The 20,312-nt window shown below is 61.9% G+C and carries 17 protein-coding genes; 11 read left to right on the forward strand and 6 right to left on the reverse strand.

The window, feature by feature from the left end; translation table 11 throughout:
• The first annotated feature begins 15 nt into the window (after nucleotides 1-15).
• The 4 genes from AC1RO0_RS04620 to AC1RO0_RS04635 are packed head-to-tail and all read left to right on the forward strand — an operon-like array spanning nucleotide 16 to nucleotide 6,263.
• Nucleotides 16-936 (forward strand): DUF58 domain-containing protein, encoded by a 921-nt coding sequence (locus AC1RO0_RS04620; RefSeq protein ID WP_498591738.1) that lies wholly within the window; start codon nucleotides 16-18, stop codon nucleotides 934-936.
• Nucleotides 933-3,758 carry a DUF4159 domain-containing protein gene (locus AC1RO0_RS04625; RefSeq protein ID WP_498591739.1) on the forward strand — a complete coding sequence of 942 codons (2,826 nt, stop codon included), beginning with the start codon at nucleotides 933-935 and terminating at the stop codon, nucleotides 3,756-3,758. The genes AC1RO0_RS04620 and AC1RO0_RS04625 overlap by 4 nt, the downstream gene beginning before the upstream one ends.
• 1 nt (nucleotide 3,759) lies before the next feature.
• The gene (locus AC1RO0_RS04630; protein WP_498591740.1) at nucleotides 3,760-5,832 is read left to right on the forward strand and encodes a hypothetical protein; all 2,073 of its coding nucleotides are present in this window, start codon (nucleotides 3,760-3,762) and stop codon (nucleotides 5,830-5,832) included.
• A 5-nt stretch (nucleotides 5,833-5,837) separates the two neighbouring features.
• Nucleotides 5,838-6,263 (forward strand): GNAT family N-acetyltransferase, encoded by a 426-nt coding sequence (locus tag AC1RO0_RS04635; protein ID WP_498591741.1) that lies wholly within the window; start codon nucleotides 5,838-5,840, stop codon nucleotides 6,261-6,263.
• Between the two features lie 35 nt (nucleotides 6,264-6,298).
• Here the strand turns inward: AC1RO0_RS04635 and AC1RO0_RS04640 are convergent, their stop codons facing one another.
• The gene (locus tag AC1RO0_RS04640; protein ID WP_498591742.1) at nucleotides 6,299-8,290 is read right to left on the reverse strand and encodes a PhoX family protein; all 1,992 of its coding nucleotides are present in this window, start codon (nucleotides 8,288-8,290) and stop codon (nucleotides 6,299-6,301) included.
• Nucleotides 8,291-8,431: 141 nt separating this feature from the next.
• Complete coding sequence (locus AC1RO0_RS04645) at nucleotides 8,432-9,001, reverse strand: GNAT family N-acetyltransferase (protein ID WP_498591743.1); 570 nt, start codon at nucleotides 8,999-9,001, stop codon at nucleotides 8,432-8,434.
• Between the two features lie 306 nt (nucleotides 9,002-9,307).
• Here AC1RO0_RS04645 and AC1RO0_RS04650 point away from each other — a divergent pair, with 306 nt between their 5' ends.
• Nucleotides 9,308-10,297, forward strand: a complete 990-nt coding sequence (locus AC1RO0_RS04650; RefSeq protein WP_498591744.1) for a glutathione S-transferase family protein — start codon at nucleotides 9,308-9,310, stop codon at nucleotides 10,295-10,297.
• Nucleotides 10,298-10,309: 12 nt separating this feature from the next.
• Here AC1RO0_RS04650 and AC1RO0_RS04655 read toward each other — a convergent pair whose 3' ends face one another.
• Complete coding sequence (locus tag AC1RO0_RS04655) at nucleotides 10,310-10,801, reverse strand: NUDIX domain-containing protein (protein WP_498591745.1); 492 nt, start codon at nucleotides 10,799-10,801, stop codon at nucleotides 10,310-10,312.
• A gap of 68 nt (nucleotides 10,802-10,869) precedes the next feature.
• Here AC1RO0_RS04655 and AC1RO0_RS04660 point away from each other — a divergent pair, with 68 nt between their 5' ends.
• From AC1RO0_RS04660 to AC1RO0_RS04680, 5 genes are all read left to right on the forward strand, one after another.
• Nucleotides 10,870-11,787, forward strand: coding sequence for a metallophosphoesterase family protein (locus AC1RO0_RS04660; RefSeq protein ID WP_498591746.1), 918 nt, complete (start codon nucleotides 10,870-10,872; stop codon nucleotides 11,785-11,787).
• A 128-nt stretch (nucleotides 11,788-11,915) separates the two neighbouring features.
• On the forward strand, nucleotides 11,916-12,449 hold the full coding sequence (locus AC1RO0_RS04665) for a tetratricopeptide repeat protein (RefSeq protein ID WP_498592379.1): 534 nt from the start codon (nucleotides 11,916-11,918) through the stop codon (nucleotides 12,447-12,449).
• Nucleotides 12,450-12,662: 213 nt separating this feature from the next.
• A complete protein-coding gene (locus AC1RO0_RS04670) occupies nucleotides 12,663-13,178 on the forward strand; it encodes an RNA polymerase sigma factor (protein WP_498591747.1) in 516 nt (171 codons plus the stop codon).
• 21 nt (nucleotides 13,179-13,199) lie between these two features.
• Entirely contained in the window at nucleotides 13,200-14,018 is an 819-nt protein-coding gene (locus tag AC1RO0_RS04675; protein ID WP_498591748.1) for an anti-sigma factor family protein, read from the forward strand.
• A 100-nt stretch (nucleotides 14,019-14,118) separates the two neighbouring features.
• On the forward strand, nucleotides 14,119-14,322 hold the full coding sequence (locus AC1RO0_RS04680) for a hypothetical protein (RefSeq protein WP_498591749.1): 204 nt from the start codon (nucleotides 14,119-14,121) through the stop codon (nucleotides 14,320-14,322).
• Nucleotides 14,323-14,374: 52 nt separating this feature from the next.
• Here AC1RO0_RS04680 and AC1RO0_RS04685 read toward each other — a convergent pair whose 3' ends face one another.
• Nucleotides 14,375-14,779 carry a hypothetical protein gene (locus tag AC1RO0_RS04685; protein WP_498591750.1) on the reverse strand — a complete coding sequence of 135 codons (405 nt, stop codon included), beginning with the start codon at nucleotides 14,777-14,779 and terminating at the stop codon, nucleotides 14,375-14,377.
• Nucleotides 14,780-15,143: 364 nt separating this feature from the next.
• Between AC1RO0_RS04685 and AC1RO0_RS04690 the strand changes: the two genes are divergently transcribed.
• Nucleotides 15,144-16,991 carry an ABC transporter ATP-binding protein gene (locus tag AC1RO0_RS04690; protein WP_498591751.1) on the forward strand — a complete coding sequence of 616 codons (1,848 nt, stop codon included), beginning with the start codon at nucleotides 15,144-15,146 and terminating at the stop codon, nucleotides 16,989-16,991.
• 71 nt (nucleotides 16,992-17,062) lie between these two features.
• Here the strand turns inward: AC1RO0_RS04690 and leuA are convergent, their stop codons facing one another.
• Together leuA and AC1RO0_RS04700 are read right to left on the reverse strand one after the other, a co-directional pair.
• Nucleotides 17,063-18,775, reverse strand: coding sequence for a 2-isopropylmalate synthase (gene leuA, locus AC1RO0_RS04695; protein WP_498591752.1), 1,713 nt, complete (start codon nucleotides 18,773-18,775; stop codon nucleotides 17,063-17,065).
• A 329-nt stretch (nucleotides 18,776-19,104) separates the two neighbouring features.
• Entirely contained in the window at nucleotides 19,105-20,289 is a 1,185-nt protein-coding gene (locus tag AC1RO0_RS04700; RefSeq protein ID WP_498591753.1) for a benzoate/H(+) symporter BenE family transporter, read from the reverse strand.
• Nucleotides 20,290-20,312 lie beyond the last annotated feature (23 nt).

Genomic DNA, 20,312 nt, shown 5'->3' on the forward strand with positions numbered 1-20,312 from the left:
GGAGACTATAAGCGCGTGGCATCCATCGGACAGATCGTCAGCCCGACCTCAGGCAATGATGCCCTCTCCCGCGCTCGCAGCCGTGCCGCCCTCGTGCCGGATTGCCTCGTCGAAGCCAAGCGCATCGCCAACACCGTCATTGCCGGCTGGCACGGCCGGCGCAAGCGCGGCATCGGCGAGAATTTCTGGCAGTTCCGCCCCTATAGCGAAGGCGAGAGCCTGTCGCGCATCGACTGGCGCCGCTCGGCCCGTGACGATCATACCTATATCCGCGACCATGAATGGGAAGCCGCGCACACGATCTGGCTCTGGGCCGACATGTCGCCGTCGATGATGTACAAATCGACCTACGGCCATGTCTCCAAGGAAAGCCGCGCGCTGGTGCTGATGCTGGCGCTTGCCGAAATCCTCGCCCGCTCCGGCGAACGCGTCGGCTGCCCCGGCATCATGGAGCCGGTCTCCACCCGTAATGCCGCCGAACGGCTGGCGGCGGCACTGATGCATACGCCGCTCGAGGGCGGCCTGCCGCAGACCACGATGATCCGCGGCTGGAGCGATATCGTGCTGATCGGCGATTTTCTGGATGATGCCGACGATGTCATGAGCCGGATCGGACCGCTTGGCCGCCGGGGACTGCGCGGCCATGTGGTCGAGATCGCCGACCCGGCCGAGGAAATCTTTCCCTATAGTGGCCGCACCGAGTTCAGCGATCCCGAAACCGGCACGAAGCTAGTGGCCGGGCGGGCGGAAAACCTGCGCGAGGATTATCAGCGCGCCTATCTCGCCCGCCGCGATAGTCTCGGCCAGTCGCTGCGCCATCTCGGCTGGACCTTTGTGAGCCACCGCACCGACCGGCTGGCATCGGAAGCGCTGGTCGCCGTGCACATGTATCTTTCCGGCATGCCTGCAAAAGTAGCGTCGGGAGGGCAGCCATGAGCGGCCTCTCCTTCGCATTCGCCTCCCCCGCGATCCTTGGCGCCCTGATCCTGCTTCCGGCGATCTGGTGGCTGCTGCGTCTCACGCCGCCGCATCCGAGAGCGGAGGTCTTCCCGCCGGTGCGCATCCTCGCAACGATCCTGAAGCGCGAGGAAACGCCGGCGCGCAGCCCTTGGTGGCTGACGCTGCTGCGCATGGCGCTCGCCGCCCTCGTCATTCTTGCCATCGCCAATCCGATGTTCAATCCGCGCACCAATACGCTGTCGAGCAGCGGTCCGCTGGTGCTGCTCATCGACAATAGCTGGGCAACCGCCTCCGACTGGGAGCGCCGCGTGCAGACGGCGGATGCGCTGATCGACGATGCCGACGCCAAGGGCATACCCGTTTCCATCGCCTTCAGCGCCGAACAGAGCAACGACACTACGCCCGGCGCGGCCACTGCCGCCCGCGACAGGCTGCATGCGATCAATCCGAGACCGCTGGTGCCGGATCGTCAGCGCGCCGCACAGGCCATCAAGTCCGCCCTCAACGGCACCGAACCGGGCACGATCGCCTTCCTCTCCGACGGCGTCGAAAGCAAGGACAAGGACGATATCCTCACCCAACTCGCCGCCTTGAAGCCGAGCGAACTGCGCCTGATCCAGGGCGACGGCGGCGATGTGCTGGCGATCGCCGGCGCTGCCAACGCCGCAAACGACATGACGGTGACCGCGACACGGCTGAACGCCGCCAACCCGCTCCGGCTGGGCCTATCCGCCCTCGACAACCAGGGACGGCCGATCGCGGCCGGTTCGCTGAACTTCGCCGGCGGTCAGACGGTTGCCACCGGCTCGATCGCTGCCCCCTTCGAGATGCGCAACGATTTCGCCCGCATCAGCATTGACCGCCATGCAAGTGCCGGCACCGTGCATCTGCTCGACGACGGCTTCAAGCGCCGGCGCGTCGCGCTGCTGTCCGGGCAGGCCGCAGACGAATTCCAGCCGATCCTGTCGCCGCTTTATTATATCCAGCGCGCCCTGCAGCCCTATGCCGATCTGGTCCAGCCGAACAGCGCCGATCTGGCAAAGTCGATCTCTGAATTGCTCGCCGGCAATCCGTCCGTGATCATCATGGCCGATGTTGGTCGCCTGCCGCAGGAAAGCTATGGCCCGCTACAGCAATGGATCCAGAATGGCGGCACGCTGGTACGCTTCGCGGGGCCTCGCCTCGCCGCCGCTCCCGCCGACGACCCGCTGGTGCCGGTGACGTTGCGCCAGGGCGAACGTACCTTCGGCGGCGCACTCTCCTGGGCCGAACCGCAGCCGCTCGCCGATTTCCCAACCTTCGGTCCCTTCGCCGGCATGCCGAAGCCCGCCAACGTGCTTATCAAGCGGCAGGTGCTGGCCGAGCCGACACCTGACCTTGCGGAGCGCACCTGGGCAAGCCTTGCCGACGGCACACCGCTGGTAACCGAACAACAAATGAAGACCGGACGCATCGTCCTCTTCCATGTCAGCGCCGAACCGCAATGGTCCGATCTGCCGATCTCGGGTGACTTCGTCGAAATGCTGCGCCGTATCGTGCAGCTCTCCCGGTCCGGCGGCGTCAACTCGGGCAACAGCGCGCCGAAGACCAGCGAAGCCATGCCGCCCTACCGGCTGCTGACCGCCAAGGGTGCGCTGATCAGCGAAACCGGTGCTGCCCGACCGCTCGAACCGAACAACAAAGGCGCCATCACCGCCAATTTCGACAACCCACCCGGCCTCTACGGCTCGGAAGAAGGCTTTACGGCGCTCAATGTTCTACCGGACGGCGCGCAACTGAAGCCACTGGATGCCTCCGCAACGGGCCTCTCTGTTGCGCAGGAAGGCCTCATCGGCGGTGAAGCCTGGTCGGCCAAGCCGATCCTCTTCACCATCGCCTTTCTGGTCCTGCTTGCAGACAGCCTGATCGTGCTCTTCATGAACGGCGCCTTCCCGCGCCTTCGCAGATCGACAAAGACGGCCGCAACCGGTGCCGCGATGTTGCTGCTCGCAGTCTCGGTTGCCGCCTTCCTGCATCCGGGCAGCGCCTCGGCCGACGATTCCAAGCCAGGCGACGACACCATCTTTTCGCGGCTCGACAAGACGCATCTTGCCTATGTCGTCACCGGCGAGTCCGAGGTCGACCGTATTTCCGAGCGCGGTCTTGCCGGCCTTTCCGATTTTCTGACCTATCGCACGACGCTGGAGCCCGGTCCTCCGGTCGGGCTGGATCCCGCCAAGGACGAACTCGCCTTCTATCCGATCATCTACTGGCCGATTTCCGCCACCGCGCCGATGCCGTCCAACGATGCCATCAACCACATCGACGCCTATATGCGCAACGGCGGCACCGTGCTCTTCGACACGCGCGACGCGATCGACACGATGGGTGACAACACCACGCCGAGCCCGAACGGCCAGCGGCTGCAGGAAATCCTCGCCAATCTCGACATTCCCGCACTGGAGCCTGTGCCGAAAGGTCATGTGCTGACGAAGTCCTTCTATCTGCTCTCAAGCTTTCCCGGCCGCTATGCCGACAGTCCGCTGTGGATCGAAGCACGGCAGGATACGCGCGGCGACGGCAATGCCGTGACTTCGGCGGATGGCGTGACCCCGATCATGATCACCGGCAATGATTTCGCCGGCGCCTGGGCGATCGGCGACAATGGCTCGCCGCTGTTGCCGACCGTGCCGCCAGACGAGACGCAGCGCGAATATGCCTACCGCACCGGCGTCAACATCATGATGTACATGCTGACCGGCAACTATAAGGCCGACCAGGTGCATATCCCTGATATCCTGGAACGGTTGGGGCAATAGAATGAACATCGGTTTCGCCCCCTTCCTGCCCTGGCCTGTTCTCGCCGCCCTCGCGGTGATCACGCTTGCCATCGCCGCGCTCGCGGTCTTCCGGCGCATGCGTGGCGGCTGGATCCGTGCGCTTGCTGCATTCGCTCTCCTGGCGGCACTCGCCAATCCGGTGCTGATGCAGGAGGACCGCGACCAGCTCTCCACCATCGTCCCCGTCATCGTCGACCGCAGCCTGAGCCAGGAGACGCCTGAGCGCATCAAGATGACCGACGAGGCGCTGGACGCGCTGAAGGACCGGCTGGCGCAATTCCCGCGCATCGAGCCGCGCATCGTCGAAGTGCGCGAACCCGCCGAATCCGAATCACCCTCGACGCGGCTCTTCTCCGCGCTCTCCTCGGCAATCGCCGATGTGCCGCCCGCCCGCGTCGGCGGCGCGATCTTCCTGACTGATGGTCAGATCCACGATATTCCGGGCGTCAACCAGGCGCTCGGCTTCGACGCACCGATCCACGGGCTGATCACCGGCAAGCCGGACGAATTCGACCGGCGCATCGAAGTGGTGCGCGCGCCGCGCTTCGGCATCGTCAACGACGAGCAGCAACTCGTGTTGCGCGTCATCGACGACGGCAAGAGCCCCGGCGGTACGGCAGACGTGACCGTCAAGATGAACGGCGATGAGATCGCGACGCTGCAGGCGACGCCCGGCCAGGATACGCCTTTCAGCTTCAAGGTGCCGCGCGCCGGCAACAATGTGCTCGAATTCGCCGTTGCCGAAGTGCCGGGCGAAGTGACGCCCATCAACAACCACACCGTCCAGATGATCGAAGGCATCCGCCAGAACATGCGCGTGCTGCTCGTCTCCGGCGAACCGCATGCCGGCGAGCGCGCCTGGCGCAACCTGCTGAAATCGGACGCCTCCGTCGACCTCGTGCACTTCACCATCCTGCGGCCGCCGGACAAGCAGGATGGTACGCCGATCAATGAGTTGTCGCTGATCGCTTTCCCGACACGCGAACTCTTCGTCGACAAGATCACCTCTTTCGACCTGATCATTTTCGACCGTTACCAGGACCGCCCCAACGTCCTGCCGACGATCTATTACGACTACATGGCCCAATATGTCGAAAACGGAGGCGCACTGCTGGTGGCCGCCGGCCCCGAACACGCGGCCGGCAATTCGATCGCGTTGACACCGCTTTCCGCGGTGCTCCCGGCCGAACCAACAGGGCAGATGATCGAAAAACCCTTCTATCCGCGCCTGTCGGATCAGGGCCGCAAGCACCCGGTCACGCGCGGCCTCGACGGGTCGGATACCGAACCGCCGCATTGGGGCCGCTGGTTCCGCAGCGTCGACGTCGAGAAGCCGCAGGGCCAGACCGTGATGGTGGGCGCCGACAGCAATCCGCTGCTGGTGCTGAACCGCGTCGGCCAGGGCCGTGTTGCCATGCTGCTCTCCGACGAAGGCTGGCTATGGGCGCGCGGCTTCGAAGGCGGCGGGCCGCATGTGTCGCTCTATCGCCGCATCGCCCACTGGCTGCTGAAGGAGCCGGCGCTGGAGGAAGAGGCGCTGACCGCACGCGCCGCCGGCCGCACGCTGGAGGTGACCCGCCAGACGATCGGCGATGATCCCGGCCCCGCCACGATCAAGTCTCCCTCCGGCAAGACACAGACATTGCCGCTGAAGCAGACCGAGCCGGGCCTTTACCAAGCTGACAAGCGCATGGATGAGATCGGGCTCTATCAGATCGCCAATGGCAATCTCTCGACGCTGGTGCATGTCGGCGCCGTTGACGCGCCGGAATTCAAGGCGATGATCTCGACGACGGAGACGCTGAAGCCCTTGGCGGAAAAGACCAAGGGGCTTGTCACGCGGGTCGCCACCGCCAGCGGCGGCGTCACCGTCCCGCCGATCCTGCCGGTGCGCGGCGCCGTGCGTGTCGCCGACGATCAGCGCCTGACCATCCGCATGACCGACGAGACCATATTGAAGGGCATCAACAACCTGCCGCTCTTTGCGGGCTTTGCCGGTCTTGCCGCCCTCCTCTTTGGCTTTTCCGCCATGTGGTGGCGCGAAGGACGGTGAGTATCATGTCGCGACTTGATGTAACGGATACGCCTTCCGAAACCGACCTCGCGGCGATCAGCGAAGGCTTGACCGCCTTCAATACTGCCGATGTCGGTCCGTCCGAACGCCGTGCGCTCGCTGTTCTGATCCGCGACGAAAGCGGCAAGACCATCGGCGGCGTCTCGGGCTATACGGCCTGGGGCTGGCTGTTCACGGCATGGCTGTTCGTGCCGGAAACATTGCGCGGCCAGGGCATGGCCGGCAAGCTGCTGAACGCGGCGGAAGCGGAAGCGATGGCGCGGGGTTGTTTCGGCGCCTGGATCGATACCTTCAATCCACAGGCGCTGCGCGCCTATCAGCGGCAGGGCTACGCCATCTTCGGCGAGTTGCCGGACTTCCCTGCGGGTCGCAGCCGTTATTTCCTGCAGAAAAAACTATCGCCCCGCTGAGGCAGACGGGGCGATAGGTTGTTCTTTACAAAGCCTTAGACGGCGATCTTGCCACCACCGGTCTTGGTGATGGCCACCACGGCGGGACGTACCGGCATATCCGGCTTGAAGTCCGGCCAACGCGTCGACAGATCCTCGTAATAAGACGGACGGCCGTGACCGGACCAGTCATCGCCGCCGTCGCCCGGATGCTGCACGGCAACGAAAGCCGTCTGGTCATCGGGCAGGAACAACGGGCCGCAAAGCTCGGCACCGACGGGTACGCGATAGAACAGCTTCGACGTCGCTCGCGCATCGCCTTCCGTATCGACAGCCCAGAGGCCATCGGTACGGCCGGTCGCCTTGTTGCTGTTTCCGTCGGTCGCCACCCAGAGACGACCGGCGGCATCGATGGAACAGTTGTCGGGCATGCCGAACCAGCCGTTCTTCGTCGTCTCGGTCGAGAAGGAAGCGCCGACCGCTGCAACCGAAGGATCGCCGCATTTCAGCAGCACTTCCCACTTGCCCTTGGTCGCCGAGAAGACGCCGTCCTCTTCGCTGATCTCGATGATGTGACCGAAGGCATTGTCGGCGCGCGGGTTGGCGGCTTCGACCTGATCGGCCTTGCGCTTGCTGTTGTTGGTCAGCATCACATAGACCTTGCCGTTGACGGCATTGGGTTCGATGTCTTCCGGCCGGTCCATCTTGGTTGCGCCAAGCAGGTCGGCGGCACGGCGCGTTTCGATCAGCACGTCGGCCTGGCTGGCAAAGCCATGTTCCGCTGTCAGCGGCCCCTGACCGAAGGTCAGCGGCAACCAGGCAAGCGTACCATCCTCGGAGAACTTGGCGACATAGAGCGTGCCGTTGTCGAGCAAGTCGAGATTGGCGGCTCGGTCGGCGGTATTAAAGGTACCGGCCGTCACGAACTTGTAAACATAATCGAACCGTTCGTCGTCGCCGAGATAGAGGACCACGCGGCCATCCTTGGAGACGATATTGGCGGCACCCTCATGCTTGGTGCGGCCAAGTGCGGTGCGCTTCTTCGGCACCGATTGCGGATCGAGAACATCGACTTCGACGACCCAGCCATAGCGGTTCGGCTCATGCTGCTCCTTGGAGAGATCGAATCGGTCATAGAAATTCGCCCATTCGTAGCTGCCTTCCGGCACGCCATAGCGCTTGTAGTTGGCGGCCTCCTTGTGGCCTTCCGGCAGCTTGCCGGAGAAATAGCCGTGGAAGTTTTCCTCGGCCATGATGTAAGTGCCCCAGGGCGTGACGCCGCCGGCACAGTTGTTGAGCGTGCCGAAAACCTTGGCGCCGGTCGCATCGGCCAAGGTCTTCAGCCGGTCATTGCCGGCGGCCGGACCGGTCAGCTGCATCTCGGTCGTTGCAGTGATACGGCGATTATATTTGCCGTCAGGAACCACCTGCCACTTACCATCGACCTTGCGGATCTCGACGATGGTGCCGCCATGGGCCGCCATTTCGATATCCACCTGCTCCTTGCTCAGCGGCGCCTGCTTGATCTTGCCGTCGGCGATTGTCACCAGGCCCGGAAACATCAGATGCGGATTGGTATATTCGTGATTGACGACCAGCAGGCCATGCTCGGAGGAGCCCTCCAGCGGGATATAGCCGACATAATCGTTGTTGTAGCCGAACTGGCGGCGCTGTGCCTCGGCGGTCTGGTTCTTTGGATCGAAGACCGGTGAATCGGCAAAGAGCGCGTCGCCCCAGCGCAGCAGCACATTGGCGTCATAGCCTTCGGCGACATGGTGATCGGCATCGACGCCGGCTTCGACTTCCTTGAAGGCGAAGGCCGAGCCTCCGGCCGCGCGTGCCTTTTCCGCGCTTACCAATGCGAGCGGCCCCACCGTCGCAGCGATAGCGGAAACAGCGAGTGACCCTTGCAGGAAGCCGCGGCGGGAAAAGCGACGTCCGATGATTTCCCCCATCGTCGGATTGTCGGTACAGTTATGGCCTTCCCCGTCAGCGTCTTCCAGCTGACTGGTCGGAAATATATCTTTTTGCGTGAGATTTTCAGTCATTGCACTACCCCCAAAAGTTTCGCAATCGCTCTTCATCAGAACAGGCAAAACTCTAGGTTGGCCGTATGACAGGTAGATGAAAAATGCCCGCGCAAGGGAGTGCGCGGGCGGTAATCGGTCAGCCTGTGGAAATCGTGGCGGCTAAACCGCGATCGCCACCGGCGGCAGATCTTCGTCGTCAATATCCTCGGCAATGACAGCCGATGCGGCGTCATCATGCCAGGCAATCGTGCCCTTCAGCCGCTCATGCGTGTCAGCGGCGAGCGGCACGACGAGCACCCGGCCCGGATCGACCGGCCCCGGAAACGCCAGCGCGTTGTAAGCGACTTTTTCGAAGCCGAGCGGACTATAGTAAGGCGGATCGCCGACCAGGATCACGGATTCAGATCCCTTCCGCTTGGCAGCCTCGATCGCGATCCGCACCAATTCCCGGCCAATGCCCCGGTTCTTGTGCGACGGGCGGACGGCGAGCGGTCCGAGCAGATGCCCCTTGACCGAGCCGGCAAGCACCGGCGTCATCCGGACGGAGGCGATCGTCTCACCATCATCGGCGCAGATGAAGGAGAGCGAGCGGTCATGCGGGCCTTGTTCGCGAATCCGCGCAGCAGCGCGGGCGAACCGGCCGGGACCGAATGCTTCTTCGTTGATGAGTTCGATGACAGCGTCGTGCGACGCATCCTCAGTGAGGTAGACCAGATCGTGCTTGTACATTAGACCAAAGAAACCAGATAGACAGACGGGATGGTTCTCGAAAACGCTTTTCGAGCGTTCGGGATCATCGGCGTCGTCGCAGGCTTCTGGTTGCTTTCATGACAAGCGGTCCTCAAAGTGTGACAAGCCGGATAGCAGGAAATTTTCGGTTCGTCCAATGCAAAATGTGAGCGACCGTTTGCTGAGGCATGATCATGTCGGGATGATGACGTGACGCACTGTTCATCGTTTATTGTCTCGAAATTCCGCACGCACACCGTATCTTCCGGATCAAGTTTTCGACAGGATCGGCGAAAGGATGGAGCAATGGGCATGTTGGTTGACGGCGTCTGGCATGACGTCTGGTACGACACGAAGGAAACCAAGGGCCATTTCAAGCGCGCCGCCTCGCAGTTCCGCAACTGGATCACCGCCGATGGCGCGCCGGGGCCGAGCGGTACGGGCGGCTTCAAGCCCGAGGCCGGGCGCTACCATCTCTACGTCTCGCTCGCCTGCCCCTGGGCGCACCGCACGCTGATCTTCCGCAAGCTGAAGAAGCTCGAGGGCCTGATCTCCGTTTCCATCGTCGATCCGCTGATGCTGGAAAATGGCTGGGAGTTCAAAGGCCAGGATGGCGGCACGGTCGATCACCTCTTCGGTGCAAAGGCGCTCTGGGAAGTCTACGTCAAGGCAGATCCGCATTATTCCGGCCGCGTCACCGTTCCCGTCCTCTGGGACAAGCAGACCGGCACGATCGTCAACAATGAGTCCGCCGAGATCATCCGCATGTTCAACAGCGCGTTCGATGGCTTGACTGGCTCGAAGGACGACTTCTATCCATCGGACCTCAGAGCCGAGATCGATGCACTGAACGAGGTCGTCTACGACACGGTCAACAACGGCGTCTACAAATCCGGCTTCGCCGGCACGCAGGAAGCCTATGACGGCAATGTCCGTCGCCTGTTCGAAACGCTTGACATGCTCGACAAGCGTCTGGAGACGAACCGCTATCTCCTAGGCGACCGGCTGACCGAGGCCGACTGGCGGCTCTTCACCACGCTCATCCGCTTCGACGCCGTCTATGTCGGCCATTTCAAATGTAACATCCGCCGCATCGAGGATTATCGCAACCTGTCAGCTTACCTGAGAGATCTCTATCAGGTCCCCGGTATCGCCGAGACGACCAACCTTACGCATATCAAGGACCACTACTACCGCAGCCACCGAACGATCAATCCGACCGGTATCGTCCCCGTCGGTCCCGATCTGGATTTTGACCGCCCGCATGGGCGCGAAGGATTGGCGAAGGCGGCTTGAGGAACTGAAGCACTACCAATAATTCGACGGCGTCTCGCCACCTTCCAGCTCCTTCAGTCGGCGATACGTCGCCTTGGTCGTCCCCATGGGCAGGGCGTCGAGCGGAAAGAAGCCGCTTTCGACGATCTCGAGATCCGGCTTGCGCGGCGCGGTCTGCTCCACTTGCACGCGGAAGAAGACGACATGGTCTCGCTTGCTGGTGCGGTTGTTGAGATAGACGTGGAAGAGTTGCGGCCGGCCCGATATCACCAGATTGCCCTCCTCCCGCAATTCCTTCGCCAGCGCCTGCTCCACCGTCTCATGACGCTCGACGCCGCCGCCGGGCATGTGCCAGCCGGCAATATAGGAATGCCGCACCAGGAAGATCCGCCCTTCCCGATCGAAGCAGGCTGCCCGCACGCCCAAGGTCATGCCGCGGGTGAACGCGAAATAGCTGTGGAGTATCCAGCCAAGCAACCTTGCCCGCCAGCTACGGGATTCGTCGGGAGCAGCGCCGTCGCTCATGTCGCAGCCCCGCCGAAGTGACCGGCCAACGGCAAATGGGTGTATTTGTTTTGACAATGGACTGGGCTATGTCTCAACCCATGTTCAAACTCGCGCATATTTCCGACGTTCATCTGGGTCCCTTGCCCCGGCTTTCGATCAGAGAACTCGCCTCCAAACGCATTACCGGATTTGTGAACTGGCACCGAAACCGGCGCAAGCATCTTTTCGGCGGCACCCTCGATCTTCTTCTGGACGATATCAGGGCGAAGCAGGCCGACCATCTCGCCGTAACCGGCGATCTCGTCAATCTCGGCAGCGGTATCGAGATCCGCACCGCCGCCGAATGGTTGAAAACCGTTGGCGACCCCGCCTTCACCTCCGTCGTTCCCGGCAACCACGATGCCTATGTGCCCGGCGCCTACGAGAAGGCCATGCGCGCCTGGTATCCCTATGTTCAGGGAGATCTTGCCCCGCCGGAGTGGCCGGAAGATCAGCACGTCTTTCCCTATCTTCGCATCCGCGACCGCGTCGCCCTAATCGGCTGCTCGACGGCGGTCGCCACGCCTCCCTTTGCAGCAAGCGGCTTTTTTTCTGCCCGGCAGGCGCGCGAGACGGTGAACATGCTGCGCGCCGCCGGCGAGGCCGGTCTCTTTCGCGTGGTAATGATCCACCATCCGCCGATCCGTGGCGCCACCAGCTTTTACAAGCGCATGATCGGCATCCGCCGCTTTGCCGCGGTGATCTCTACCGGCGGCGCCGAGCTGGTCCTGCACGGCCATACCCATCTCAACACGCTGCATTGGTTGAATGGCCCGATCGGCCCTGTGCCCGTCGTCGGCATCGCGTCAGCTTCGCAAGGCCCTGGCGGGTTGAAGCCGGCAGCAGCCTATAATCTCTTCACCGTCGCCGGCCACCCGGGTGCATGGGAGCTTAAGGCCGAACGCTTCAGCCTCAATGCCCGTGGCGATGGCGTGGAGGCCCGGGGCGTCGATATCCTGGCGTGATAAAGGTGGTATTTTATCAACGCGGAGCTATCGTTTCGGTAGCGTTTTCGAATATCCGGAGCTACAATCCACCCAGGTGATTTCGGGAGGATGATATGGGCTTTCGCGTCGCGACGAAGAATTCCGCCATGACGGCGTTTGCCGCCATATTTCTGCTCGGCACCAGCCTGCAAGCCTTTGCCGCCGGCTCGGAGAGCGACGAGACCGCGCCGCCGCCGAAGACCAAAACGACCACCCAATGCAAGGACGGCAAGGTCTGGGACAAGGACAAGAAGGAATGCGTGAAACCGCAGAAAAGCGGCTTCAACGATGACAAGCTTTTCCAGGCCGCGCGCGAGTTCGCCTATGCCGGCCAATATGACAACGCCATCACCGTCCTGAAGCTTGCCAGAAACCAGGACGATCCCCGCATTCTCAATTATCTCGGCTATTCCAACCGCAAGGCCGGCCGCATGGAGCTCGGCATGAGCTACTACCGCAAGGCCCTGCAGCGGGACGAAAATTACATCCTCGCGCGCTCCTACATGGGTCAGGCCCTGCTCGAACAGGGCGACGTCCAGGCGGCCCGCGTGCAGCTCGTCGAGATTCGCGATCGCGGCGGCGAAAACAGCTGGGCCTATCGCTCGTTGCAGCAATCGCTGAAAGGTCAGATCACCTATTGAGACGGGGACAGGGCATCGTCTTTCTCGAGATCCTGTGAGACCGTGAAGAGGACGTGTTCAACCGCTTTTTGAAGGCTTGCGAAACGGCAGGAAAATGGTTCATACCAACACGGAACGATCCTTCGGCTCACGCAGCTTTTTCCCAGAGAAAAGCCGTCTTTTGCCGCAAGGCGTCCACAACACGACAAACCTCAACATCTCCCTGGAAAGACAATGCCGACGCCGGTAGCAGCCATCGACATCAGACGCGATCTGGTCGGCCTTCTCCCGAAGCTCCGGCGCTTTGCCGTAACCCTGACCGGCGACCTGACCGAGGCGGACGAGCTCGTGCAGAACGTCTGTCAGCGCGGCATCGCCAAATTCCATCTCTGGAACAATGATGGTCGGCTGGAAAGCTGGCTCTATACCATGGCCCGGCATCAATGGGTCGACGAGGCACGGCGCCACCGGCTGCGGTCCGTCACCAAAGGCAGCGCGCTGGAACAAGGCGAGCTGGCGACGCCCGGCATGCATATTAATCCGGTCGAGGCGAGCGAAGCGCACCGGATGGTCACATCTTTGCCCGAAGGATTGGCCAGTGTCTTCCTGCTCGTCGATATCGAAGGGCACAGCTACAAGCAGACGGCCGATATTCTCGGCATCCCCCTGTCGACAGTGGTGTCGCGGCTTTCCAGCGCCCGCCTTCACCTTGCCGCCCAGGGGCACAGCCGCTCGCCGCGAAGGTTTTAAGCATTGCAGGACATGAAGAAAATGCCGCTCGAAGCCCGCCTGTCCGCCTTTATGGACGGCGAGACGAGCCGTGAGGAAAAGGAAGAGCTGGAGCGGCTCATCGCCTCGGATCCGGAAGCACGACGGATTTTCGACGAACTGAGGCACGGCTCCGATGTCGGCCGCAAGGCTTTCGAGGAAGTGCTGAAAGAGCCTGTGCCGCTGGCACTGGTGCGTTCCATCAAGAGCGCCCAGGCCCCGAAGGCGCGTGAGCCCGCTCCCAAGCTTTCCCGGCCATCCCTGAAACTTGCCCCGACAGGCCGCCAGGCGCTCGCCGCCGCGCTCATCCTTTTCATTGTCGGCGGCGGCATCGGCTACCTCCTTGGTGTCCTGCCGCCCAGCGCGCCTCCCGCCCCCCCGGTCTCTTCCGCACAGAGCCGCACCTGGCTTGACGATATTGCCGCCTATCACCGCATCTATTCGCGCCAGCCGCGCCATGTCGTCGAAGTACAGGCGACCGAGGCCGACGAGATCAGCAAATGGCTGACAAGCACGGTCGGGGTGAAGTTCAACGTGCCGGATCTTGCCGCCGACGGACTGGTCTTCCAGGGCGCACGCATGTTCATCGCCGACGGCAAGCCGGCCGGCCAGCTGATCTACAAGAACCTCGACGGCGACGTCATTGCCATCTGTTTCACGAAAGATGACGGCGTCGCGGATAACGGCAATCTCGATGAGACCATCAAGGACGATGTGAGCATCGTATCCTGGCATCGCAACGGCACCACCTATGCCGTCGTCGGCCCCTCCTCCGACGCGATGCTCGATGAGATCGCCAACCGGGTCTCGACGGAGATCTGAGCTGGCGGCTGGCCGAAGTCCTCACTTGCGGCCTTGCCCCCGCAGGAGGATACTGCTCGTCAGTCATCGCACCCGATGGGTGCTCCCTTGGAGATCGACCATGTCCGACATCTTTCTGACTGTCCCGGAGATTGACGAGCGCATCGCGGTCATCAGAGGAAATCTGCGCGAACTGATCGAGCAAGCGGCCGCCTATTCCGGCGCTGCGGACGAAGAGCGGGCATCGGAGCGCATCGCCGATCAGGAAGAAGAACTCGAACGCCTGATCAAACGTCGCGATGAGCTTTCCAAAACGCAGTCCTGAGCACGGAGAGACGGGAGGCGCGAACCACCCTTTCCCGTCTCTTGTCGCAGGGTCAGCGAGACGGCGCGGCTGAAATCGTCGTCACGGTTTGCTCGCCCGTGAAGATGATGACGGCGAACAGCAGCACGCCGATGAAGGTGACGATCGACGCAACCGCCACCACCGGCTCCATGGCCATATTGCCGAGAAGCATAAAATAGAGCGACGGCACCATGACCGCAACGCCTGCCGTGTAGACGTAGTACTGGATCATCGCCAGCCGCCTTTCCGCCTTTCGCGGGTTCAGGGCATGATAGCCGCCGAATATCGCCATCGTCACCCAACCGAGAAGATTGGCATGCGCGTGGGCGCCGATGACGCTGTGATCCTCGGTGATCGCCATATTCAGGCCCATCCCAATTCCGACGATCAGGAATATAATCGCTGTCTTGAAGTATAGATTGGCAATGCGCGGCATGGTTCCCCCCATAAATCTATTGGATCTCAAACTTACCACACGCATGGCTTTACGAAAATAAATATTTAAAAATCGCCGCCCAAACTATTTTCTTTAAAAAATCTGATCTTTACCTGAAGCGCCATATCAATGAGCAGTATTGAGACCATCGCTCCCTGCGAGCATTCGCCCTGACGGCTCCGGCTAGAAAATCCTGCTGACATCGCCGCCATCATGCGCTATACAACCAGCAAGCGACCTTTAGAGGAGAGCACTTTGATGAGACCACACGGCACAGGAAATCACCGCTGAAAAGCAGTGCCGTGAAGGGCTGCTTGTTCGGCCCGTCCATCAAATTGCCATCTCTCGCCCCTGGAGGGCACTCATGTTTCGTCGCTTCGAAAAGCTCGTCGATCCATTCCAGAATTATGACGATCTGACCCCACCGCCGGATGTCTGGCGGTATCTCAAAAGCAGTCTGCATCCCTTCCGCTTCGTCATGACCATGAGCCTTGCACTCACCGTCATCGGCGCGGCGATCGAGGTCTGGCTGATCGGCTACACCAGCCAGCTCGTGGATATTCTCGCCACCGCCCGCCCGGATCAACTCTGGGTGTCCCACGGCACCGGCCTGCTCGCCGCGGCCGCACTCGTCCTCATCGGGCGGCCGATTGCCGGCTATCTCCGGGAAAGTCTCGACGATATCGCGTTCCGGCCGAATGCCGAGACATTGGTCCGCTGGCGAGCGCACCGCCATGTGCTCAGGCAATCCGTCGGCTGGTTCCGTCAGGATTTTTCGGGCCGCATCGCCGCGCAAGTACGCGATATCGGCAACTCCGCCACCGGAGCAGCCTATGCGGCGCTGCATACGCTGTCCTTCGTCAGCATCTATGTCGCCGGCTCGCTTTGGCTCATGGCTTCGATCGATCCGCGTCTTATCTGGCCGCTGCTCATCTGGGTCGTCTGCTATCTCGGCCTGATGGCCCTCGTCATCCCCAAGCTGCGCAAGGCATCCGAGGAGTTCCAGGGCGCCTATGCTTCCCTGACCGGCATGCTGGTCGATACCTACGCCAATATCGACATCATCAAGCTCTTCGCCAATGCGGCCGAAGAGGACCGTGAAGGACGGGAGCGTTTCGCTGCCGCCCGCGAGACCTTCGTGCGGGTCCAGAAGCTCGAGGTCATGGTCAACTCCAGCATGCTATTCCTCGGCAGCTTTCTGATCGTCGGGCTGGTCGGCTATGCCGTCATCCTGTGGCAGGGCGGCGGCGCACCGCTTGGCCTCATCGCCGCTTCCCTCGCCTTGAGTTTCCGCATCACCGGCATGGCCGAATGGATGCTCGACGCCGTATCGTCGTTGTTCAGCCATCTCGGCGCGATGCGGCAATCGCTGCTGACCGTGGCGCAACCGCTCGCTATTGCGGATGAGCCCGATGCGCGAGAGCTTGTGGTCAATAGTGGTGCGATCACCTTCCAAGATGTCACGCACCATTACGGCAAGGGCAATGGTGGCCTCAACGGCGTCTCGCTACGGATAGCGCCAGGCGAGAAGGTCGGCCTTGTCGGTCGCTCCGGCACCGGCAAATCGACGCTCGTCAATCTGCTGCTGCGGTTCTTCGATCCGGAAGCTGGCTCCATCGAGATCGACGGCCAGGATATCCGACGCGTCGCCCAGGAAAGCCTGCGCCGGCAGATCGCCATGGTAAGCCAGGATGCCGCCCTACTCCACCGCTCCGTTCGCGACAACATCGCCCATGGGGACCCGCGCTTTTCGGAGCGCGCGATTGCAGCGGCACTGGATAAAGCTGCGGCCAGTGAATTCGTCGCCACTCTGCAGGACCACGAGGGCCGCACCGGCTACGATGCCCATGTCGGCGAACGTGGCGTCCAGCTTTCCGGCGGCCAGAGGCAACGCATCGCCCTTGCCCGCGCCATTCTGAAGGACGCGCCGATCCTCGTGCTCGACGAGGCCACCTCCGCATTGGATTCGGAGGTGGAAGCCGTGATCCAAGATACGCTCTATCGTGTCATGGAGGGCAAGACGGTGATCGCCATCGCCCACCGTCTCTCGACCATCGCCCGCATGGACCGCATCGTGGTTCTCGACGAAGGGCAAATCGTCGAGAATGGTACGCATGGCGAACTACTCAGCCGAAACGGTATCTACGCCGCTCTCTGGGCACGCCAATCCGGCGGCTTCATCGGCGACGACGATCCCGCTCTGGCTGAATAGGCAGAAACAAAAAATCCCCTCGATCAGCTCGAGGGGATTTTGTCTTCACTGAACTTTTTAGTGGCTGAAATTCAGCCCTTCTTCGCCTTGATATCGAGCACGCGGTTCGCCGCCGAGACGATCGCCTCGAGAGAAGCGGCGACGATGTTGGTGTTGATGCCGGCACCGAAGAGCTTGCCGCCGGGATAGGAGGTCTCGACATAGGAGATCGCCGCGGCGTTGGAGCCATGCTGCAGCGAATGCTCGGAATAATCCTCGACCGTCATCTGAATACCGAGATAGATCGACAGCGCATTGATGAAGCCATCGATCGGGCCGTTGCCACGGCCTTCGATACGCTTCACCTCGCCATTGTCGGTAATCTCGGCTGCGACGATGCGCAGACCCTTATGCTCGGGGTCGGCAAAGGTATGGTGATCGACGAAACGGATGCGGGCACCCGGCTGATCCACATAGCGCTCGATGAAGTGCTCGTAGATCCGCTTGGCCGGCAGCTCCTTGCCTTCTTCGTCGGTGATCTTCTGGATCTCTTCGCGATATTCCACCTGCAGGTTGCGCGGCAGGTTGAGGCCGTAATCCTGTTGCATGATATAGGCGATGCCGCCCTTGCCGGACTGCGAGTTGATGCGGATAATCGCCTCGTAATTGCGGCCTACATCCTGCGGGTCGATCGGCAGATACGGCACTTCCCAGACGGGATGATTGGCAACCTTCGCCGCCTTCATGCCCTTGTTGATCGCATCCTGATGCGAGCCGGAAAAGGCGGTGTAGACCAGTTCGCCGACGTAAGGATGACGCTCGCCGATCGCCATCTGGTTGGAATATTCAAAGACGTCCTTCATGCGCTCGATATTGGAGCAATCCAGTTCCGGATCGACGCCCTGCGTGAACATATTTAGCGCCATGGTGACGACATCGACATTGCCGGTGCGCTCGCCATTGCCGAACAGCGTGCCTTCGACACGGTCGGCGCCGGCCAGCAGAGCCAGCTCGGCGGCGGCGATGCCGGTGCCGCGGTCATTGTGCGGGTGCAGCGAGATCAGCAGGTTTTCACGATTGTCGAGATTGCGGCACATCCATTCGATCTGGTCGGCATAGATGTTCGGCGTCGCCATTTCGACAGTGGACGGCAGGTTGATGATCAGCTTGTTGTCCGGCGTAGGCTTCACCACTTCGATGACGGCGTTGCAGATTTCCAGCGCCACATCCAGCTCGGTGCCGGTAAAGCTTTCCGGCGAATATTCGAAGCGATAGCCGCCGCCGGCCTTGGCCGCCATGTCGGTGATCATCTTGGCCGCATCGACGGCGATCTGCTTGATGCCCTGCACATCCTTGGCAAACACCACGCGGCGCTGCAATTCGCTGGTGGAATTGTAGAAATGCACGATCGGCTTGTTGGCGCCTTCCAGGGATTCGAAAGTGCGGGTGATCAGCTCGGGCCGGCACTGCACTAGGACCTGCAGCGACACATCGTGCGGCACATTGCCCTGCTCGATGCACCAGCGGGCGAAATCAAAGTCGGTCTGCGAAGCCGAAGGGAAACCGATCTCGATTTCCTTGAAGCCCATGTCCAGCAGCAGCTGGAACATGCGCGCCTTGCGGTCGTGACCCATCGGGTCGACCAGCGCCTGATTGCCGTCGCGCAGATCCACGGAACACCAGATCGGCGCCTTGGTGATGACTTTGGAAGGCCAGGTTCGGTCGGGAATATTGATCTGCGGATAAGAGCGGTATTTCACCGCTGCTTCGGGCATGCCTTTGGGGGAATGGCTGTTCGCGTCCATGGTTTCGTCTCTTCCTTTCCCGTCATATGCCCCGCGTCTTAGCCGATCATAGGCGGCTTGGCGATGACAAATACGGACCCGCTACGGGTATGCTGTCGATTTTGGGAGTGTGTCTCGAGGAGCGATGGCCGGGCGGGCTTTACGGCCGCCGAGCGCTCCTCAAAGGACCCGGCAACCGCGCGTAAGGCCGAGAAGAAGAAGCGAAGTGAGGGCGCGCGTATTGTCACGCAGGGCAATGCGCCCACGTACAATCTGCTCGGAAATCTTTGCGCCAGTCGTCTTCATGACCGCGCTTATAACCGCGCGGTGGAAAGGAAGCAACCCCCTGCTTATCTTTTCAGCATCTGCACCAAATGCGAGAGCGCCATCATCAACAAGCCGGCAATCAGGCCCCAGAAGGCGCCGGAAATCCCGGCAAAGGACACACCGGATGCCGTAACGAGAAAGGTGACCGCCGCCGCCTCGCGCGATTCTGCCCTTTGAAAGGCGTTCATGGCCGAGTTGGACAGAGCCCCAACCAGCGCTAACCCCGCAACGGCCTCGATCAGGACCGGCGGCGCCAAGGTCACGAAGGCGATGACGGCGCTCGCAAGCAATCCGAGGATGATATAGACGACACCTGCGATGATGGCCGCCCAATAACGTCGCTTGGGATCGGCATGCGCGTCCTGCCCGGCGCACATGGCAGCGGTGACGGCGGCAAGATTGACGGCATTGCCGCCGAAGGGCGCACTCAGCAGCGAAAACAGGCCGGTGACGGCAAAGAGCGGGCCGGGCTTCGGATCATAGTGATGCACCTTCAGCACCGCGATCCCCGGAATATTCTGCGATGCCATGGTGACGATGAACAGCGGCAGTGCAATGGAGACGAGCCCGGCGACGGTGAAGACTGGCCTGACCAGTTCGACGCTTGGCAGCAGCGAATGCTCCAGCGACATCAGCGCTCCATCCGGTATATTCACGCCGAAGGTCAGCACCAGCGCGAAGGCGACCACCGCCGCCGGCACCGCCCAGAGCCGCTTGACCGCGCCGACCACGATCCAGGCAAGAACGATGGGCAGGCCGAGCAACGGATTGAAGGCGATCGCGTTGACCGGCGCAAAGCAAAGCCCGATCAGCACACCGGCGAGCATGGCATTCGCCAATGGCGCCGGAATAGCCGCCACAGCGCGCCCAAGCGGCCGAAACAGGCCAGCAATCACGATCAGCACCGCGCAGACCAGAAACGCACCCACCGCCACCGGAAAACCACCCTCGATCGCGCCGCTGCTGGCCAGCAACGCCGCCCCCGGCGTCGACCAGGCAATGCTGATCGGCATCTTCGTGACGGCACTGACCAGAATGGCGCAAACGCCCATGGAAACCGACAGAGCCATCAACCCGGACGCCGCCTGCGCATCCGTCGCCCCTACCGCCTGCAACCCATGCACGATGACCGCAAAGGAGCTGGCAAAGCCGACAAAGGCGATGAGGCAGCCCATGAACAGGCTTTGAAGGGAGAAATCTTTGAGCATGGCAGTGGTACAGGACTCGTGGA

The sequence above is a fragment of the Rhizobium sp. GW821-FHT14E12 genome (genome assembly GCF_058803745.1).